This is a genomic window from Hymenobacter sp. YC55, assembly GCF_029433095.1.
Lineage (GTDB): Bacteria > Bacteroidota > Bacteroidia > Cytophagales > Hymenobacteraceae > Hymenobacter.
Map to the genome: position 1 here is coordinate 129,216 of NZ_JARNTX010000004.1, position 16,209 is coordinate 145,424.

At 55.5% G+C, this 16,209-nt stretch carries 15 protein-coding genes; 7 read left to right on the forward strand and 8 right to left on the reverse strand.

Annotated elements, in window-relative coordinates:
* Positions 1 to 10 precede the first annotated feature (10 nt).
* Both P1X16_RS23185 and P1X16_RS23190 read right to left on the reverse strand, forming a co-directional pair.
* Complete coding sequence (locus P1X16_RS23185; RefSeq protein WP_277234276.1) at positions 11 to 463, reverse strand: hypothetical protein; 453 nt, start codon at positions 461 to 463, stop codon at positions 11 to 13.
* 24 nt (positions 464 to 487) lie between these two features.
* A complete protein-coding gene (locus P1X16_RS23190; protein WP_277234278.1) occupies positions 488 to 1,477 on the reverse strand; it encodes an NAD-dependent epimerase/dehydratase family protein in 990 nt (329 codons plus the stop codon).
* 331 nt (positions 1,478 to 1,808) lie between these two features.
* On the opposite strand from P1X16_RS23190, the gene P1X16_RS23195 reads away from it, so the two are divergent.
* Both P1X16_RS23195 and kbl read left to right on the forward strand, forming a co-directional pair.
* Positions 1,809 to 2,903 carry a patatin-like phospholipase family protein gene (locus P1X16_RS23195; RefSeq protein ID WP_277234281.1) on the forward strand — a complete coding sequence of 365 codons (1,095 nt, stop codon included), beginning with the start codon at positions 1,809 to 1,811 and terminating at the stop codon, positions 2,901 to 2,903.
* 74 nt (positions 2,904 to 2,977) lie between these two features.
* The gene (gene kbl / locus P1X16_RS23200) at positions 2,978 to 4,225 is read left to right on the forward strand and encodes a glycine C-acetyltransferase (protein WP_277234283.1); all 1,248 of its coding nucleotides are present in this window, start codon (positions 2,978 to 2,980) and stop codon (positions 4,223 to 4,225) included.
* 124 nt (positions 4,226 to 4,349) lie between these two features.
* Here the strand turns inward: kbl and P1X16_RS23205 are convergent, their stop codons facing one another.
* The 3 genes from P1X16_RS23205 to folP form a co-directional block, all read right to left on the reverse strand.
* Positions 4,350 to 5,846 carry a patatin-like phospholipase family protein gene (locus P1X16_RS23205; protein WP_277234286.1) on the reverse strand — a complete coding sequence of 499 codons (1,497 nt, stop codon included), beginning with the start codon at positions 5,844 to 5,846 and terminating at the stop codon, positions 4,350 to 4,352.
* A 564-nt stretch (positions 5,847 to 6,410) separates the two neighbouring features.
* Positions 6,411 to 7,253, reverse strand: coding sequence for a diadenylate cyclase CdaA (gene cdaA, locus P1X16_RS23210; RefSeq protein ID WP_277234288.1), 843 nt, complete (start codon positions 7,251 to 7,253; stop codon positions 6,411 to 6,413).
* Positions 7,250 to 8,131: a dihydropteroate synthase gene (folP, locus tag P1X16_RS23215; RefSeq protein ID WP_277234290.1), complete on the reverse strand. Its 882-nt coding sequence runs from the start codon at positions 8,129 to 8,131 to the stop codon at positions 7,250 to 7,252. Before folP ends, cdaA begins: the two co-directional genes overlap by 4 nt.
* A 147-nt stretch (positions 8,132 to 8,278) precedes the next feature.
* On the opposite strand from folP, the gene P1X16_RS23220 reads away from it, so the two are divergent.
* The 5 genes from P1X16_RS23220 to P1X16_RS23240 all read left to right on the forward strand — a co-directional run bounded on the left by P1X16_RS23220 (position 8,279) and on the right by P1X16_RS23240 (position 12,622).
* Entirely contained in the window at positions 8,279 to 8,851 is a 573-nt protein-coding gene (locus P1X16_RS23220) for a DUF1599 domain-containing protein (RefSeq protein WP_277234292.1), read from the forward strand.
* 160 nt (positions 8,852 to 9,011) lie between these two features.
* Positions 9,012 to 10,112: a BT_3928 family protein gene (locus P1X16_RS23225; protein WP_277234294.1), complete on the forward strand. Its 1,101-nt coding sequence runs from the start codon at positions 9,012 to 9,014 to the stop codon at positions 10,110 to 10,112.
* A gap of 67 nt (positions 10,113 to 10,179) precedes the next feature.
* Positions 10,180 to 11,235 (forward strand): ABC transporter permease, encoded by a 1,056-nt coding sequence (locus tag P1X16_RS23230; protein WP_277234296.1) that lies wholly within the window; start codon positions 10,180 to 10,182, stop codon positions 11,233 to 11,235.
* A gap of 121 nt (positions 11,236 to 11,356) precedes the next feature.
* Positions 11,357 to 11,878: a shikimate kinase gene (locus tag P1X16_RS23235; protein WP_277234298.1), complete on the forward strand. Its 522-nt coding sequence runs from the start codon at positions 11,357 to 11,359 to the stop codon at positions 11,876 to 11,878.
* 69 nt (positions 11,879 to 11,947) lie between these two features.
* Complete coding sequence (locus tag P1X16_RS23240; protein WP_277234299.1) at positions 11,948 to 12,622, forward strand: sterol desaturase family protein; 675 nt, start codon at positions 11,948 to 11,950, stop codon at positions 12,620 to 12,622.
* A 214-nt stretch (positions 12,623 to 12,836) separates the two neighbouring features.
* Here P1X16_RS23240 and P1X16_RS23245 read toward each other — a convergent pair whose 3' ends face one another.
* The 3 genes from P1X16_RS23245 to nhaA form a co-directional block, all read right to left on the reverse strand.
* Positions 12,837 to 13,010, reverse strand: coding sequence for a hypothetical protein (locus tag P1X16_RS23245; protein WP_277234300.1), 174 nt, complete (start codon positions 13,008 to 13,010; stop codon positions 12,837 to 12,839).
* A gap of 207 nt (positions 13,011 to 13,217) precedes the next feature.
* Positions 13,218 to 14,042 carry a phosphatase PAP2 family protein gene (locus tag P1X16_RS23250; RefSeq protein WP_277234302.1) on the reverse strand — a complete coding sequence of 275 codons (825 nt, stop codon included), beginning with the start codon at positions 14,040 to 14,042 and terminating at the stop codon, positions 13,218 to 13,220.
* Between the two features lie 272 nt (positions 14,043 to 14,314).
* Positions 14,315 to 15,634 carry a Na+/H+ antiporter NhaA gene (nhaA, locus tag P1X16_RS23255; RefSeq protein ID WP_277234304.1) on the reverse strand — a complete coding sequence of 440 codons (1,320 nt, stop codon included), beginning with the start codon at positions 15,632 to 15,634 and terminating at the stop codon, positions 14,315 to 14,317.
* Positions 15,635 to 16,209: the final 575 nt, after the last annotated feature.

Below are 16,209 nucleotides of genomic sequence, written 5' to 3' on the forward strand. Positions count from 1 at the left end.
AGGAGATAATTTAGCCCGCCGTAGCTATATGTTTCAGCAGTTGGTCGGCCCAATAGGCAGGAAGCTCAATTTTGACGCCACCAACCCGAAACTTACCAGCGGTGTATTCTAGCTCGCTTAAGCGGCTAACTTGAAAAGAAGTAGGGCTATCTAACACCTCAATAGCAGCATAGGGGATTCGCACCAATACAGCAGAACTCTCCATATTACGAATTAAAACATCCTGATTGTCAAACTTGATTTTCAATGCCTTTGAATAGGTAATTCCTCCTATCTGGCCTGATATCAGCTCTACAGAATGCAAGTTTTCCGTACTGCCGAACTGTTGGTGTAGCTGACGCCACCCCGGTTGAAACGGGTTCGGGAAAAAGAAAAATCCACGGCGAATTTGTATCCGGATAAACCAGAAAAACAGGTACAAAACAATACCTGTTCCTACTAGCTGTACAAATGCTACAATCACGTTATCAGACTCTCTTGTATGTGCTTATTGGAGTACTAACGCCTCCTTCAAGTGTAGCAGCATATCGTCGGTCATCCTGTCAAGTGTGAACTGCGGCTGCCAATTCCAATCCTTACGAGCTTGCGTGTCGTCGATGCTGGCGGGCCAGGAGTCGGCAATTTGCTGGCGCGAATCGGGTTGGTAGCTGATGCGGAAGTCGGGGTAGTGGCGGCGGATGCTAGTGGCTATTTCTTCGGGCGAAAAGCTCATGGCACCGAGGTTGTAGCTGGAGCGCACCGTGAGGCGGTCGGCGGGGGCGTGCATTAAGTCGAGGGTAGCTTGCAGCGCGTCGGGCATGTACATCATCGGCAGGTAGGTGTCTGCCTTCAGGAAGCACTCGTACGGCTGATCAGCCACGGCCTTGTGATAGATATCGACGGCGTAGTCGGTGGTGCCACCGCCGGGCAGGCTTTTGTACCCGATTAGGCCAGGGTAGCGCAGGCTCCGCACATCGAGGTTGTGCTTGCGGAAGTACCACTCGCACCACTGCTCGCCGGCCAGCTTGCTGATGCCGTACACCGTGTTGGGGTTCATTACCGTTAGCTGCGGCGTGTTTTGGCGAGGCGTATCGGGGCCAAATACCGCAATGGAAGAGGGCCAGTACACTTGTTTCACGCCCAAGTCGATAGAGGCATCGAGCACGTTGAACAAGCCGTCCATGTTCAGCTGCCAACCGAACTTCGGGTTCTTCTCGGCCGTGGCCGACAGCAGGGCCGCCAAGTGGTACACCTGTTTGGGCTTGTACTGCCGCATAACTTCTTCTAGCCGCGGTTTGTCGAGCACATCCAGCAACTCAAACGGGCCGGCTTGCTGTGTTTCGTCGCCTTTGGAGGCCCGTACATCGGCGGCCACCACGTTGGAAGCGCCGTACAGCTGGCGTAGCTCATGAGTCAGCTCCAGCCCAAGCTGGCCGCCGGCTCCAATGACGAGAATGGTATCAGCAGCGGTAGCGGCAGTGCGAGACGTGGTTTCCATGCAAACAAGTTCGGGGACGGATGGGGAATACAGATGGGGAATCAGGCCGCAAAGATAACGGGACGCCACGGTTTGGTCGTTGAGCCACCGACTACTTCACGGAACTGAACAGTTGAATCTTAGTTGCATACACAGTCTAGACAATCATCTTAGGGAAACGCTCGATTAAGTAGTTGTCCCCTCATTCGCAGCAGTTGGGTATGATTAAAAGCCCAATACTGGCGTAACGCAACTCCTGATGCCATACGGGTATCCTATCTTCGAGCGGGTATCTAGTTGATTATAAAACGGGTTTTTACATCTCATTACGTTTCAAATGCTGACGCGGGGTATGCGTTTTTTTGTGCTGTTTCTTTTGCTGATTGGCGGGGTGCGTATAGCGCAGGCGCAACCAGCCAAGCCTGTGTACCGAAACCTAGTGATGGAAGGGGGCGGCATCCGGGGTATTGCGTACGGGGGCGCGCTGGCCGAGCTAGAAAAGCAAGGCGTGCTGGCGGGCATACAGCGGGTAGGAGGCACGTCGGCTGGCGCTATACAGGCGGCATTGCTGGCTGTAGGCTACACACCCGCCGAAATCATCGAGGTAGTTAACAACACGCCGGTGCAGCGCCTCAACGATGGCCGGCTCATCTTTTTCGGGGGCAGTACGCGGCTTGTGAAGCAGTACGGCTGGTACCGGGGCGACCAATTCGCGAAGTACCTGAGCGAACTGGTCGCTCGCAAAACCCTGAACCCTGACCTCACGCTAAGCCAACTCCACTCTCTTGCTCAGCAGCAGCCCACCCACTACCGCGACCTGTACACCACCGGCACCAACCTTACCACGCAGCGCGTGCAGGTGTTTAGCTACGAAACCCACCCCGATATGCGCGTAGCCGACGCCGTCCGGATCAGTATGAGCATCCCGCTGTATTTCCGCGCCGTGCTGCTCGACAAGCAAGGCCATGTAGTGCGCCAACCCGCGAAAGGTCAGGAAGTGGAAGTGTTGGTAGATGGTGGCCTGCTGGCCAATTACCCTATTCACCTCTTCGACCACCCGCGCTATCTTTCGCCCGGTGCTGCTCCGGCTGCTAATCTTACTGCCTCCGCACCAGTCGCAACTACCAGCGAAGCGCGCAGCTTCAACCCCGAGACCCTCGGCCTGCGCCTCGACCGTGCCGAGCAGCTTTCCTACGACGCGCAGCCCGGCGGCCGACAGCAACTCGCTCCCTACGCCATCCACGACTTCGGCTCTTACATGGGAGCCCTCTACAATGTCGCCATTGAAAATCTGAATCCCGCCCACCCCGAAGACTGGACCCGCACCGTCAGCATCAGCACCCTCGGCTTTACCCCCAAAATCAAACGCATTTCCGACAAGCAGAAGCAACAGCTCATGGACAGCGGTCAAGCAGGCGTGCAGGCGTTTTTTGCGCGGAAGGAATGAGGAGACGAGGTCCGCCGCTTGGCAACACTAGTCCTGTATCTTTGTTGCCAAGTACCACCTTACTACGCTATTCCATGTATACCACCCTCCAGCCCGACCTCGAAAAGCAGCTTCAGGATATTAAAGACGCCGGTCTTTACAAGAAGGAGCGCGTTATCACCTCACCGCAGGGTGCGGAAATCAAGACAGAAGAGGGAGGCGAAGTGCTGAACTTCTGTGCCAACAACTACCTCGGTCTTTCCTCGCACCCCGAAGTAATCAAAGCGGCCAAAGAAGCCATTGACACGCACGGCTACGGCATGTCGTCGGTGCGCTTTATCTGCGGCACGCAGGATATCCACAAGCAGCTAGAGCAGAAGCTGGCCGAGTTTCTTGGCACCGAGGACACCATCCTCTACGCTGCCGCCTTCGATGCCAATGGTGGTGTGTTCGAGCCGCTCTTCAACGAGCAGGACGCTATTATCTCCGATGCGCTCAACCACGCCAGCATCATCGACGGGGTACGTCTCTGCAAAGCTCAGCGCTACCGCTATGCTCACAACGATATGGCCGATCTGGAAAAGCAGCTTCAGGACGCGCAGGCCAAAGGCACCCGCCACCGCATCATCGTCACAGACGGCTCGTTTAGCATGGACGGCACCATCGCGCAGCTCGATAAGATCTGCGACCTAGCCGACAAATACCAGGCCTTGGTGATGATAGACGAGTGCCACTCCATGGGCTTCCTCGGCAAAACCGGCCGCGGCACCCACGAGTACCGCAACGTACTTGGCCGCGTTGACATTATTACCGGCACATTAGGCAAGGCCTTAGGCGGCGCCATGGGTGGCTTTACTTCGGGCCGCAAAGAGGTTATTGAGATGCTGCGTCAGCGTAGCCGGCCCTACTTGTTCTCCAATACGTTAGCTCCCGCTATTGTAGGCGCCTCGCTCCGGGTCTTGGAGCTTCTGACCGAAAGCACTACCCTCCGCGACCAGCTAGAAGAGAACACCAAGTACTTCCGCCAGAAAATGACGGAAGCCGGTTTCGACATCAAGCCCGGCGAGCACCCCATTGTGCCCGTTATGTTGTATGATGCCAAGCTCAGCCAGGATTTTGCGGCCAAGATGTTAGAGAAAGGTATCTACGTGGTGGGCTTCTACTATCCTGTGGTGCCGCAGGGCCAGGCCCGCATCCGGGTGCAGCTCAGCGCCGCCCATACCCGTGAGCACCTCGATAAAGCCATCAACGCCTTCATTGAAGTCGGCCGGGAGCTAGGCACCCTCAAGGACCGCTCAGCTGCTAGGTCCGAAGCCGGCCAAGTAGTAACCAACACGCCGTAAGGCATTTGGCCGCCTACTAAAGCCGCCTTATCCAAACAACAGCAACGCCCGAACCACGGTGGATACTCTCTCCATCGTGGTTCGGGCGTTGCTGTTGCGTTGCAACTGTATCAATCTATTCAGTCTATGACGCGGGGGAGTCGTGCAAGTACTTCGGCCGGCCGCAGGGCCAGTCTAGCTCCACTCCGATGGACTTTTTAGCCAACGCTGTGCGCTTCTGCGGGCTTGCCTGCAATTCCATTTCGTTGAGCTGCTGCGATTGTTTTATCAGCTCGGCTTTGGTGGAGCGTAGCTGCTTGTACGGTTCCCACTTGAACTTGCGCAGAAAATTGACGGAGCCCCGTACTCCAATAGCAAACAACTCCTGCTTTTTACTTTCAGGCATGTTGAAATCCAGCCAGTTGTAACGCTCTACATCCAGGCAGTGGACGAGGTGGCTGTAGTCAGGGTTGCGTTGGATGAAGTCGAAATCGTATTGGGTGCGGGTGGCGTCGAACATGGCGCCGAGCGTTTCGAGGAAAGAGTTAGTGGCTTGGGGCTTATTGCGGTCGATGCCCAGCTTGACGCCAAACGTAGGGGCTTCCGGCACCTTATCGCTGTTGTGAAACAAGTCGATGGGGAAGTTCGACATGATGCCGCCGTCCATGAAAACCGCAGATTCGGGCACCTTAGCCCCTACGTAGCCGAAGCCATGCCACGTAGCCAGATACTTGTCGGAAGCGCCGGGTTCCGAGCCCGGCAGATTATGAATGCGGTAGGGCTCAAAAAAGAAAGGTACCGACATCGAAGCCCGCACCAACTCCGATGGCGACACCTGCTTCCAATCGGCCCAATAAAGGGGGGCCATTTCCGGAAATATAGCTTTGGTTTGGGTGGTAATATCGGCGGCCACTATGGCCAAGCGGCATAAGTCGTCGGGAGCGTAGGGTTCCAGCGCTACGCTGCCGTCCGGCAGTTGCAAGCGTCGCTTGAGGCCCCCGATTGGCACTTCGCGCCGGCGCTCAATTAGCGCTTCGATGGTAGGCGTTTCGGCTTCTACCAGATGGTTGTGCAGCCACTGCTGAAACTCGAGGCCGGGGTGTAGTCCTTGCCGGTCGCGGAAGTTATCAATCACCTGTAGGCCATCATTAACCACGGCCGCAATGTCGAGTTTGTTGCGGAACCACGCCCCGAGCCCTGTTTGTGTTTCGGCGTGGTCAAGCAGCGTTTTGGTGAAGTCTTTGGCGTCTTCGTCGCCGTCTACAAACTCGTAGAAGTCTTGGTGGGCCAGGATGTCGAGTAGTTGCTGCCCAGCTGCTTCATGCCGCGGTTTCAACCCTGCCAGCAGCATCGTCACAATGGCTCCGGCCGACGTGCCACCTAGCCGCAGAAACCGTATGCCTGCCGTTTCGAGCCCGTACACGTAACCTGCTAGCGCAATACCTAGCATGCCGCCACCTTCCAGCACGAAGTCCACGTACTGGTTGCCAGCGTCGTCTACGATGTCGGAAATACGCCAATCAGGGTCCATGCGCATGGCTTGTAATTCCTCTAGCGCATCTTGTACAGTTCCTTGGCTAAGAAATGGATTTGGAGTAGGCTTTACCTCCAGTTCTGGAAAGAGAGTGGATTGAGTGGACATCGGAAAGGAAGGTAATGAAGGATATAAAGAGCGGCTGCTTGCATAACTCCGCTTGAAAAACACGAAGACTAGGTGCCAAATAGCTCACAATCAGTTGGTATAGCCGAAGTGCGCGTGGTCTTAAACGGCAATAGCGTCGGCGTTCGAGCCAGATACTAGCCAGAGGATAGAGTTATAAGAAATACAGAAACAGCTGCCTTGCTGGCTGAACTGTTTACTGGAGCTACACGAAATCAACTTCACTACGCCCCGCAGTGAGGGGCGACAATCAGCGCGCGGTGCGTAGCGCTGAGGAACGGTAGGGCCTATTGGCAGCCAACGCTGTTGGCTGATGTATTAAATTTATTGAATATATAACAACAGTCAAATTATTGACTGAAATAGTACAAGCTTTTATTCACTGGTTCACCTCTTAGCCTCAAACCAACTGCTTTCCTGTTGGGAATGGTCTGCTTAATCTTGCGCAAAATGAGGGTATTACTTAAGCAAGACGCATGGGGCAACGCTCCTCTTCTAGAGGAAGAAAATAGCTCAGGCTTTGAAGCTGAAAACTCGGGCTGAATGCTACGCGGCCACTTCCGCCGCCGATGATGCCGACGCTGTGGTGGACTTTGGAGCCGCATCAAACAGAAACTCGTTGAGGCGTGTCCGTAAGTCGGCCGGGGCGAGGTTGCGGAACACCTCGCCGCCGCGCACCAACGACATCTGGCCGGTTTCTTCGCTCACCACCAGCACCACCGCATCCGTAACTTCGGAAAGGCCGATGGCCGCGCGGTGACGCAACCCTAGGGCCGCGGGCACATCGGGGTTTTCGCTCACGGGCAGGATGCAGCGCGCCGCCTGAATGCGGCCGCGGCTGATAATGACGGCACCGTCGTGAAGGGGGCTGGTTTTGTTGAAAATGCTCATCAGCAAGCGTTTGCTTACAGTGGCATCTATCAGGTCGCCGGAGTTGGCGAAGGGCGTAAGGTCAGAGGCGAGGTTGAAGGCGATAAGCGCGCCGGTGTTTTTGCCGGCCAAGCTCTTGGCAGCTTCCACAAAGGGTGTGATGTTCATGCGCTCAGCCGCCGAGTTGTCGCGGCGCCACGGGAAGTTGCGCATCCGCTCGAAGGCCGTCACTTTGCCCACGTTCAGCAAAAACCGCCTGATTTCCTGCTGAAACAAGATAATGCCCGCCAGCACGCCCACGCTCATAAACTGACCTAAGATGCTGGTCAGCAGCTCCATGCCCGCAGCTTTTACTACCAAGTAAAACAGGTAGATGGACATGAAGCCCAGGAAAATTTTCAGCGCGACGCTTCCCGTTAACAGCTTGTAGAGCTGATAAAACAGCACCGTGACCAGCAGCACGTCGATGACGTCTATCCAGCCAATGCGCAGGAAGCCGATGCTGAAAGAACCAATCACGGGGAGGTGGGCGGGAAGGTGGGAGAAACGAGCTGAATTGTTTGGATGGCTTCGGCTACGTCGTGTACGCGTAGCAACCGAGCGCCGTTGAGCACGGCCAAAGCATTGACGGCAACTGTACCCGTGAGGGCTGCATCGGGCGTGAGGCCAAGGGGCTTATACACCATACTTTTTCGGGAAAGGCCCGCCAAAATGGGCAAACCAAGCACAGCCAGCTCCGGCAAGCGCCGCAGTAGCTCGTGGCTTTGCGCCGGCGTTTTGGCAAAGCCAAAACCGGGGTCTAGCACCACATCGGTTACGCCGTGTTGGCGGAGCTCCACCAGCTTGTCGCGGAAGTAACGCACCAGTTCCAGCACAATGTCGCCTTCGTAGTGCGTGTGCTGGGTCATGGTTTGGGGCGTACCACGCAGGTGCATCAGAATGTAGGGCACGCCCAGGCGGCCGGCCGTGGGTAGCATGTCGGGGTCGAGGGTGCCGCCGCTGATGTCGTTGATGATGTCGGCGCCGGCGGCTACTGCTTCAGCGGCTACCGTGGCCCGGAACGTGTCGATAGAGAGAAACGCCTCGGGAAAGGCCCGGCGGACCACCTCTACTGCGGGCAGCAGGCGGCGCATTTCTTCGGCTTCGCTGATGTGCTCGGCACCGGGCCGCGACGAGTAGCCGCCCAAGTCGAGGACGGCAGCTCCCGCGTGCAGCATGGTTTCGGCGCGGCGCAGCAAGTCGTCGGGCTCTTGAATGCGGCTGCCAGCAAAGAAGGAATCGGGGGTGAGGTTGAGGATGCCCATCACCCGTGGCCAGCCAAGATCCAGCACGCGCCCGCCAGGGCAACGCAGGGTTTGCGCGGCCGGAAAACACGTATCTTTCGGGGTCTGGAGCATGGTTTCTGGGTGGTAACGATAAATAAATCTGAGCGGCTCCCACAGCTTCACTACCTCCCGTGAGTTTCTTGCTGCGGGACGTCAGAGGAGAATGACGTTCTTGCTACTGACGTGTTTGACGTCACCCAACAAAATAGGCGTAAAAACTTGGAGAATCAAACCCAACACGAGTACGATCAGATAATAGGGCAGTGCCGCGCGCTGTTTTTGGCTAAAACGCATGACTATGGCACGGCGTGGCGCATTATGCGCCTGCCCAGCATCACCGACCAGATTTATATCAAAGCCCAGCGCATCCGCAGCATTCAGGAGAAAGGCACCCAACTAGTGGCCGACAACGTGGACGGCGAGTTTGTGGCCATCATCAACTACTGCGTCATTGCCTTGATGCAGCTGCGCCTTCCGCCCAATGCACCTCTCGACCTCGACCCCGCCGACGTAGCCGCTGCCTACGACCACGAAACTGCGGAAAACCGGCGCTTGCTCTTCGCCAAAAACCACGACTACGGCGAAGCTTGGCGGCAAATGCGCATCGAGAGCATCACCGACATCATCTTGATGAAGCTGCACCGCACCAAGCAGATCGAAGACTTAGCGGGCCGCACGCAAGTTTCGGAGGGCGTAGAAGCCAATTACCGCGACATGCTGAACTATGCTGTGTTTGTGTTGATTAAGAAGGGATTTGCAGAAGCTCCCGCGCGTACTAGCGGTGCCGAATAAGGGAAAATAGAGAGTGGTACCACTCGGCTATCCATCCTACATTTGCGTATCTGCCTTGGCATAATTCGTTGAAATAAATTCAATTGTAGCAGACAGCAGTAGAACCGGTTTGCCCTGTGTTCCTGTACTTGCCTTGCTACTTAGTTACTTAACGCAGTTCATGAAACAAATCACCCGAATCTGCTGGCTGTTGCTGGGCGTGATATTCATTTTCTCGGGTTTGGTGAAGCTGAACGACCCGGTGGGTACAGCCCTCAAACTAGAAGAGTATTTCGAGGTGTTTGCCGAAGACTTCGGCCGCTTCTTTCTGTTTTTCAAGCCGTACTCCCGCACTTTCAGCATCGTGCTCAGCTCGTTGGAGGTGATACTAGGGGTGGCGCTGCTGCTGCGCTGGATGCTAAGCAAAACCCTATGGGTACTGCTGGTGCTGCTGGTGTTCTTCGGCTTCCTGACGTTCTACTCGGCCGCGTTCAATAAAGTAACGGACTGTGGCTGCTTCGGCGACTTTATCAAGCTCACGCCCTGGACCTCGTTCTTTAAAGACTTGTTCTTGCTGGGCTTGTGGGTGGTGGTGTTCCGCAACCAGCGCTACCTGCGCCGGGTGTTTGCCAAAGGTCAACTAGGCGTTATGTATATCACCATTGCCTCGGCCGTGGCCATCGGCATTGGGGTGCGGGCGCTTGGGCACTTGCCGTATTTTGACTTCCTGCCTTATAAGGTCGGCAACAACATCGGGCAGTTGATGAAGGCTTCGTCGCCGCTGCGCTACAAGTACATAATGGAGCGCAACGGCGAAAGCAAGGACTTCACCGACTACCCCACCGATTCCACTTGGAAATTCAAGCAGATGGTGGCCTTAAACCCCGAGGCTGGCCCAAAAATCACCGATTTCCGGGTGTGGAACGACGAAGGCGACTTTACGCAAGAGCTGCTGCAAGGCAACCGCCTGCTACTCATTGTGCAAGGCACCGAAAAAGCTGACCGGGACCGGTTCAAGCTCATCAACGACTTGTTTGCGGCCGCCCAAAAGTCGCGCCGGAAGATTTCGGTGTTGGTACTTACCAGCAGCAGCCCGGCTGCTTTCGATGCTTTCCGCCACGACGTGAATCTGAGCGCGCCCTTCTACTACGCTGATGCCACCGTGCTCAAATCCATGATTCGCTCCAACCCAGGGTTGATGCTACTGCAAAACGGCACCGTGAAAGGCAAGTACCACTACCACGATATTCCCGCCATTGGCGATATAGAAAAGCTTCTGTAATTCAGGTGTTGGTTGTTGAACAAACCAATACTCAACAACCGACAGCCAACAATCAACAACCAACGACTTGCTGTCTTTTGTCTTACGTCGCCTGGGCCAGGGCCTGCTGATATTGGCGGGCGTGGCGTGCACCGTGTTCTTTCTGTTTCAGGTGCTGCCCGGCGACCCGGTGGCCTTGCTGGCCGGCCAACGGTCAGACTTGGCTACCCGCGCCGCCATTGCCGCCGACCTCGGCCTCAACGAATCGTTGCCCGTGCAGCTCGGTGGTTATCTCAACGACATTTCACCCCTAGGCGTACACCCGCGCGATTCGGCGGGCGTGGCCAAGTACGGCGGCATAACGCTGCTGCCGGTTGGCGGGAAGGCTGTGGTGCTAAAGAAGCCTTACCTGCGCCGCTCGTTCCAGAGCAACAAAGCAGTGCTGAGCATCTTGCTCGACCACTTTACGGGAACCCTGTGGCTGGCACTAGCCGCCATGCTACTGGCCGCGGTGCTTGGTATTGCCTTCGGGGTAGCCGCCGCCCTCAAGCCCCATTCCTGGCTAGACCGCACGTTGATTACCACCTCGGTACTAGGCATTTCGGTGCCGTCGTTTGTGGCGGGTATACTCATTGCCATCACCTTCGGCTTCTACTGGAGCTCATGGACGGGCCTCAACCTAACCGGACAGCTCTACGAAACGGACCCATTCACGGGGCGGCATTTGGTGTTGCGCAATCTGGTGTTGCCGGCCTTTGCGCTAGGCATTCGGCCGCTGGCAGTTATCACGCAGCTCACCCGCTCGTCGATGCTCGATGTGCTTAGCCAAGACTACATCCGGACGGCCCGAGCCAAGGGCTTGTCGGGGTACCGGACGGTGGTGGGGCACGCCCTCAAGAATGCGTTGAACCCAGTGGTAACGGCCGTGTCCGGCTGGTTGGCCTCGCTGATGGCGGGAGCGTTTTTCATCGAGTACATCTTCAATTGGAAAGGCCTGGGCACAGTCACGCTGCGCGCGGTCGAGAACCTTGATTTTCCAGTTGTTATGGGTTCCACCATCTTTATTGCAGCCTTGTTCGTGCTCGTCAATATTGCGGTTGATGTGCTCTATGCTGTACTGGACCCTCGGGTGCGGCTGAGTTGATATGCTGACTGTGTGAGTTGATGTTCCGAATAACGATGCTCACCAGTCAGTGTCTTACCGTATCAGCAGTCAGTGCTCAACAACCAACAATTACCAAGTCAACAATCAGACTATCAACGTCATGCGTCTTTACTTAATTGGCATGCCCGGTTCCGGCAAAACTACCTTGGGGCGGGGGGTGGCGGCATCGTATGAAGTGCCGTTTCTGGACTTAGACGAGGAACTGGTGCAGCAGGAGGGACGGAGCATACCCACTATTTTCGAGGCAGAAGGGGAAGCATATTTCCGGCAGCGCGAAGCAGAAGTATTGCGCGAGGTGGTGGCCCGGCACCCCCAAATGGTGCTGGCTACTGGCGGGGGCACACCCTGCTTTCACAACAACCTAGATGTACTGCTCGAAACGGGCCTTACGCTGTATTTGAATGTGCCTGTTGCTACCTTGGTTGGCAGGGTATTGGCAGCGGCCAAAAGCCGACCGTTGCTGGCTGCTTTTCCGGATGCAGTAGCATTGGAGGCTCGGCTCCGCGAAACCTTACAGACGCGGAAACAGTTTTACGACCGAGCTCCACTGCGCTGCGAAGGCCCGACCTGCACAGTAGCGGCGGTGCGTCAGCTATTGGCTCAGTATCAAACTTCGGCCTGATACAAAGAAGGTAGACCCTTTGCGCTAGGTTGCGTACTTTTGCTCCCTGAAATAAGCCTATTATCGACGATGTCAACAGAAACTGCGGCTTCCCCACTGCCAACCCCCACGCCTGCTAAAGCTCCTGAGAATGTGAAGCCTAAGCATAAAGGTTCGGCTCAATTATTCCAGAATCCTGTATTGGAGCGGCTTTCGCACACGCACATTGCGCTGCCGGTATCCATATTCGTTGTTACTGCGGCGGTTAGCCTGTACTATGGCATCACGCAGGGCTTCACAACCGGCTTAGCAGCTTTCGGGCAGTTTTTGGGTGGTTGGTTCTTGTTCACGTTTGCGGAGTATGCCATGCACCGCTACCTGTACCACATTCCAGCTACCACGCCGGGGCGTATCAAGTTTCAGTATACCATGCACGGCGTCCATCACGAATTTCCCAAGGACAAGACTCGCTTGGCAATGCCCCCCATCATCACGGTGTTTGTGGCGTCGTTGCTGTTCTTTATTTTCCGATTCGTTTTTGGTAGCGCGGCCTTTGGCGTGCTAGCAGGCTTTGTGTTCGGCTATGCGCTCTACCTGTTTGTGCACTATGCCATTCACGTGTATGCCCCGCCAAAAAACTTCCTGAAAGTATGGTGGACGCACCACGCGCAGCACCACTATCGTCAAGATGAAATTGCCTTTGGCGTAAGCAGCACCCTCTGGGACCATATCATCGGGACCATGCCCGAAAAATCGAAGAAGTAGCCTTAGTGCCTTCTCTAACAGAACGGCCTGCCAAGCATTTGGCAGGTCGTTCTGTTTTAGGATAGCAAAGTATCTGCTCGGCTTCATTAGTTGACCTGACGGCGCTACGTAACGCACCCATAGTGGAAGCATAGGGTGCTGACAATAGGATTGTAAACACAAAAGGCGGCTCCTATGCAAGAGCCGCCTTCTTATATGTATACTGGCCAGCGACTTAGCGGCTGCGCATCTTGGTGACAATAAACCAAAGGAGCAAGACCACCAGGAAAACTACAATGAGGCCCGTCCATGCACCGGCTTTAAAAATAGAACCGATGGCGTCGCAGCTGCTAACAGTCAGCGACAAAGCAACGAGGCAAAAAGCGAGTAAAGGACGATAGGTGGTCATGGAAGCGTGGTTGAGGTAGGGAGAGGAAACAGCCCCCGTGCGGGGCACTACCCTAGATACTGTGTCCGTCAGAAAAAGTTGAGTTCAAACCCAACTCCTAACCCCAACCTAAACAGCAACATGAATTCAGCTACACGACGGAAAAGCGCTTTGTGAGCATCAAACTTGGTGCAGATGTTCGGGCTGCTGGCGCCCTTGTAAGTCCGGCTATCGTACTGGCCGCCAGGTGAAGGTGAGGCCTGTGGCACCCTGGTTGTACATGGGCGAGAAGCTCGTGCCTTCTAGCAGCCGCGGCTTACGGCCCCAACGGTTGCGGTGCGAGAGGTAGGCTAAGTGCGCCGACAGGATACCGAGCCCAGCCCCCGCAAACACGTCGCTTTCCCAGTGTTTGTTGTTGAGCATGCGCAGTGCGGCTACGCTGGTGGCAATGCCGTACGCCCCGACGCCATACCACTGGCTTTTGTCGCGCAGTTCGGCGTGCACGATGCTAGCGGCGAGAAAGGCCTGTGCCGTGTGTCCCGATGGAAACGATTGGTTGTCAGAAGCGTCGGGCCTGGTAACGCCCGTAATACTCTTCAGGCCAAATACGGTGAGCAGCATAAAGCCTTCCGCTTTGCCAATGATAAGGAGCGTATTCAACCGGTCGTTGCGCGACTCGACGCCGGCTAGCGCTACGGCTCCAAGCTCCAAATAAGGCGCGAAAATTAGGGCATCGTCGACGCGGGTGTGAAAGTTTGGGAAGTGCCGTCGGATGTCATTTCGGGCATCGTAGCTGCTGTAGAAGCCGTTGCCGTTGATGGTGCTGATGCCATATCCAACAAGTACGGCGGGTACTATAGTGGCCTTGAAGAGCTTGCCCTTGTACCAGGGCTTCGGCGTTGGGGCTGATACGGCTGTTGGATTCTCGAACTTGTGCAGCGTATCCGGGGCAGCAGCGGGTGGAGAAACTTGCGCCTGGACCGAAGAAAAAGAGCCGACGCAGAAGGTAAGTGCGGCAACCTGAGTGGTTAGAAAAGAACGTACTGAAAGCACTTCAAAAAATAGAAAGAGGTACTAGAAAAAGTGAAAAGTGTACGGCCTCCCAAAAACAGCAGCTCTACCTGATCTAGTGGTAAATCAGTTAAAGCAAGCAGGTAGAGGTGCTAGGGGCTCGCCAATTTCGAAGCTACTGTTCCAAAATTGTGCATACACGCTGATGCTACGCGTTGGGAACGTAGTAGTTTCGGACGAGCTATGAGTCTGGCTTGCCAAAGCACAACCCTATCGGGTGTCAACTAGCTAGCAATAGTAGAGCTTCTGAATGCTTAGGCATCCCGCCCAGCAGATGATGTGTTGTACAGCAGAAAATACCCGGCGGTACCTGCCAGCAACGAAGCGAGCAGAATGGCAAGCTTAGCTACAGCTTCTCCTTCCGAGTGCTCACCGAGAGCCAGCAACGTAATAAACAGCGACATTGTGAAGCCGATACCACCTAAAATGCCGGCTCCCCACAAGTGTCGCCACGAAACGTTGGGCGGCAAAGACGCCCACCCCAAGCGCACCGCCACCCACGACAGCGCCCCGATGCCTAGCGGTTTGCCCAGTACCAACCCGGCCATAATACCTAGCCCAAGAGGCGAAACCAACTGCCCGAACACGTTGGTATCAATGGCTAAGCTGGTATTGGCAAACGCGAAAAGTGGAATGATGCCAAACGACACCACGGAGTGCAACCGCTGTTCGAGCTTTTGGGCTGGCGAGCTAATCGTTTCGGCAAGGTGCTCTAGCTCTTCACTAATGGTCCGCGGATCAGCATTGGTGCCGTGGGCTTCGTCGCGCAGAAAGCGCAGCCGGTCGTCGAGCAGCCGCAACAGTTCCGGCCTATCCTGGCTGATGCGCGAGGGTACGGCGATAGCCAGGAGCACACCAGCCAGCGTGGCATGAACTCCCGACTCCAGCATGAAATACCACAAAAGCCCACCCAGAGGCAAGTAAAGCCAAAGACTAGGAATATTCAGTGTATTCAAGAGTAGTAGTACGCCCCAAGTGCCTAACGCCCAGTACAGATACATCAGATGAAGATCCTGGGTGTAGAAACCAGCAATAACCAACACGGCGCCCAAATCATCGACAATAGCCAAGGCTGTGAGAAACACTTTCAGTCCTAAAGGCACGCGCGGACCCAGCAACTGCAGCACCGCTAAGGCAAAGGCAATATCGGTAGCCATAGGAATGCCCCACCCCCCGGCCGTGGGCGTACCCCGGTTAAGCAGGTAATATACCAGCGCCGGTATCAACATGCCTCCTAAGGCGCCCATAACGGGTAGCGCCGCCTGGCGTACCGAAGCTAGTTCGCCGTCCAGTACTTCTCGCTTTATTTCCAGCCCGACGATCAGGAAAAAAATCGTCATCAACCCGTCGTTGATCCAGTGTAGGAGGCTTTTGTCGAGCACGAAGCTGTTCAGCGAAATGCGCAGGTGCTGGTCCCAGAGCGCTGGGAAGTACTGGGCCGGGCCCCATTCCGTATTGGCGAGTATTAAGGCCAAGACAGCGCTGATCAGTAGCACTATACCTCCCGCTGCCTCGCGGCGAAAGAATTCGGTGAAGGGTTGTACTAACGGGCGTATTATTTCGGCTACAGCCATACAGAACAGAAAATGATGCGTCCCGGCAAAGCAGGCGGACCAGATTAAAAACCAAATGAGCCGTCATGCAAAGCACGAAAGATGCTCGCTAAAGCAACTGCACTTACGCAGTTACTACGTATCGGTACAAGGTACGTGCCGACGAGTGGTGGCTACTACGTCCACCTAAGCTTTGGCAGCTACCGTCAGAATGTACGTCCAGAGTATTTCGTGGAAAGGTAAGGCCGTTGGTTTCCACTATACGGTCTTACCCACCCAGTCTACTCAACAAAACCAATATACTTGGCAGGGTGGTAAGCAGAAGACCAAGTACGAGAACAAATAAGCACCCTACTGCGAGCCACCAAGTAAGAAGCTGCTCGGGAGTTTCCGGTCGGGGCCACCAGAGCAGAAGAGGAAGAACCATCGGCAGCAAGCTGATACCCTGTGTGTACTGAGTTAACCGCAAACTCACACAAGTAATAACCGCAAGCAACGAGCCCGCCAACAGCAAGTACTGTTGCCAGCGGGGAAGATCTGGCACCGGTATCATGGCGAACCTCTGACTAACGCGACGCATAGTGCCTGATATTCTG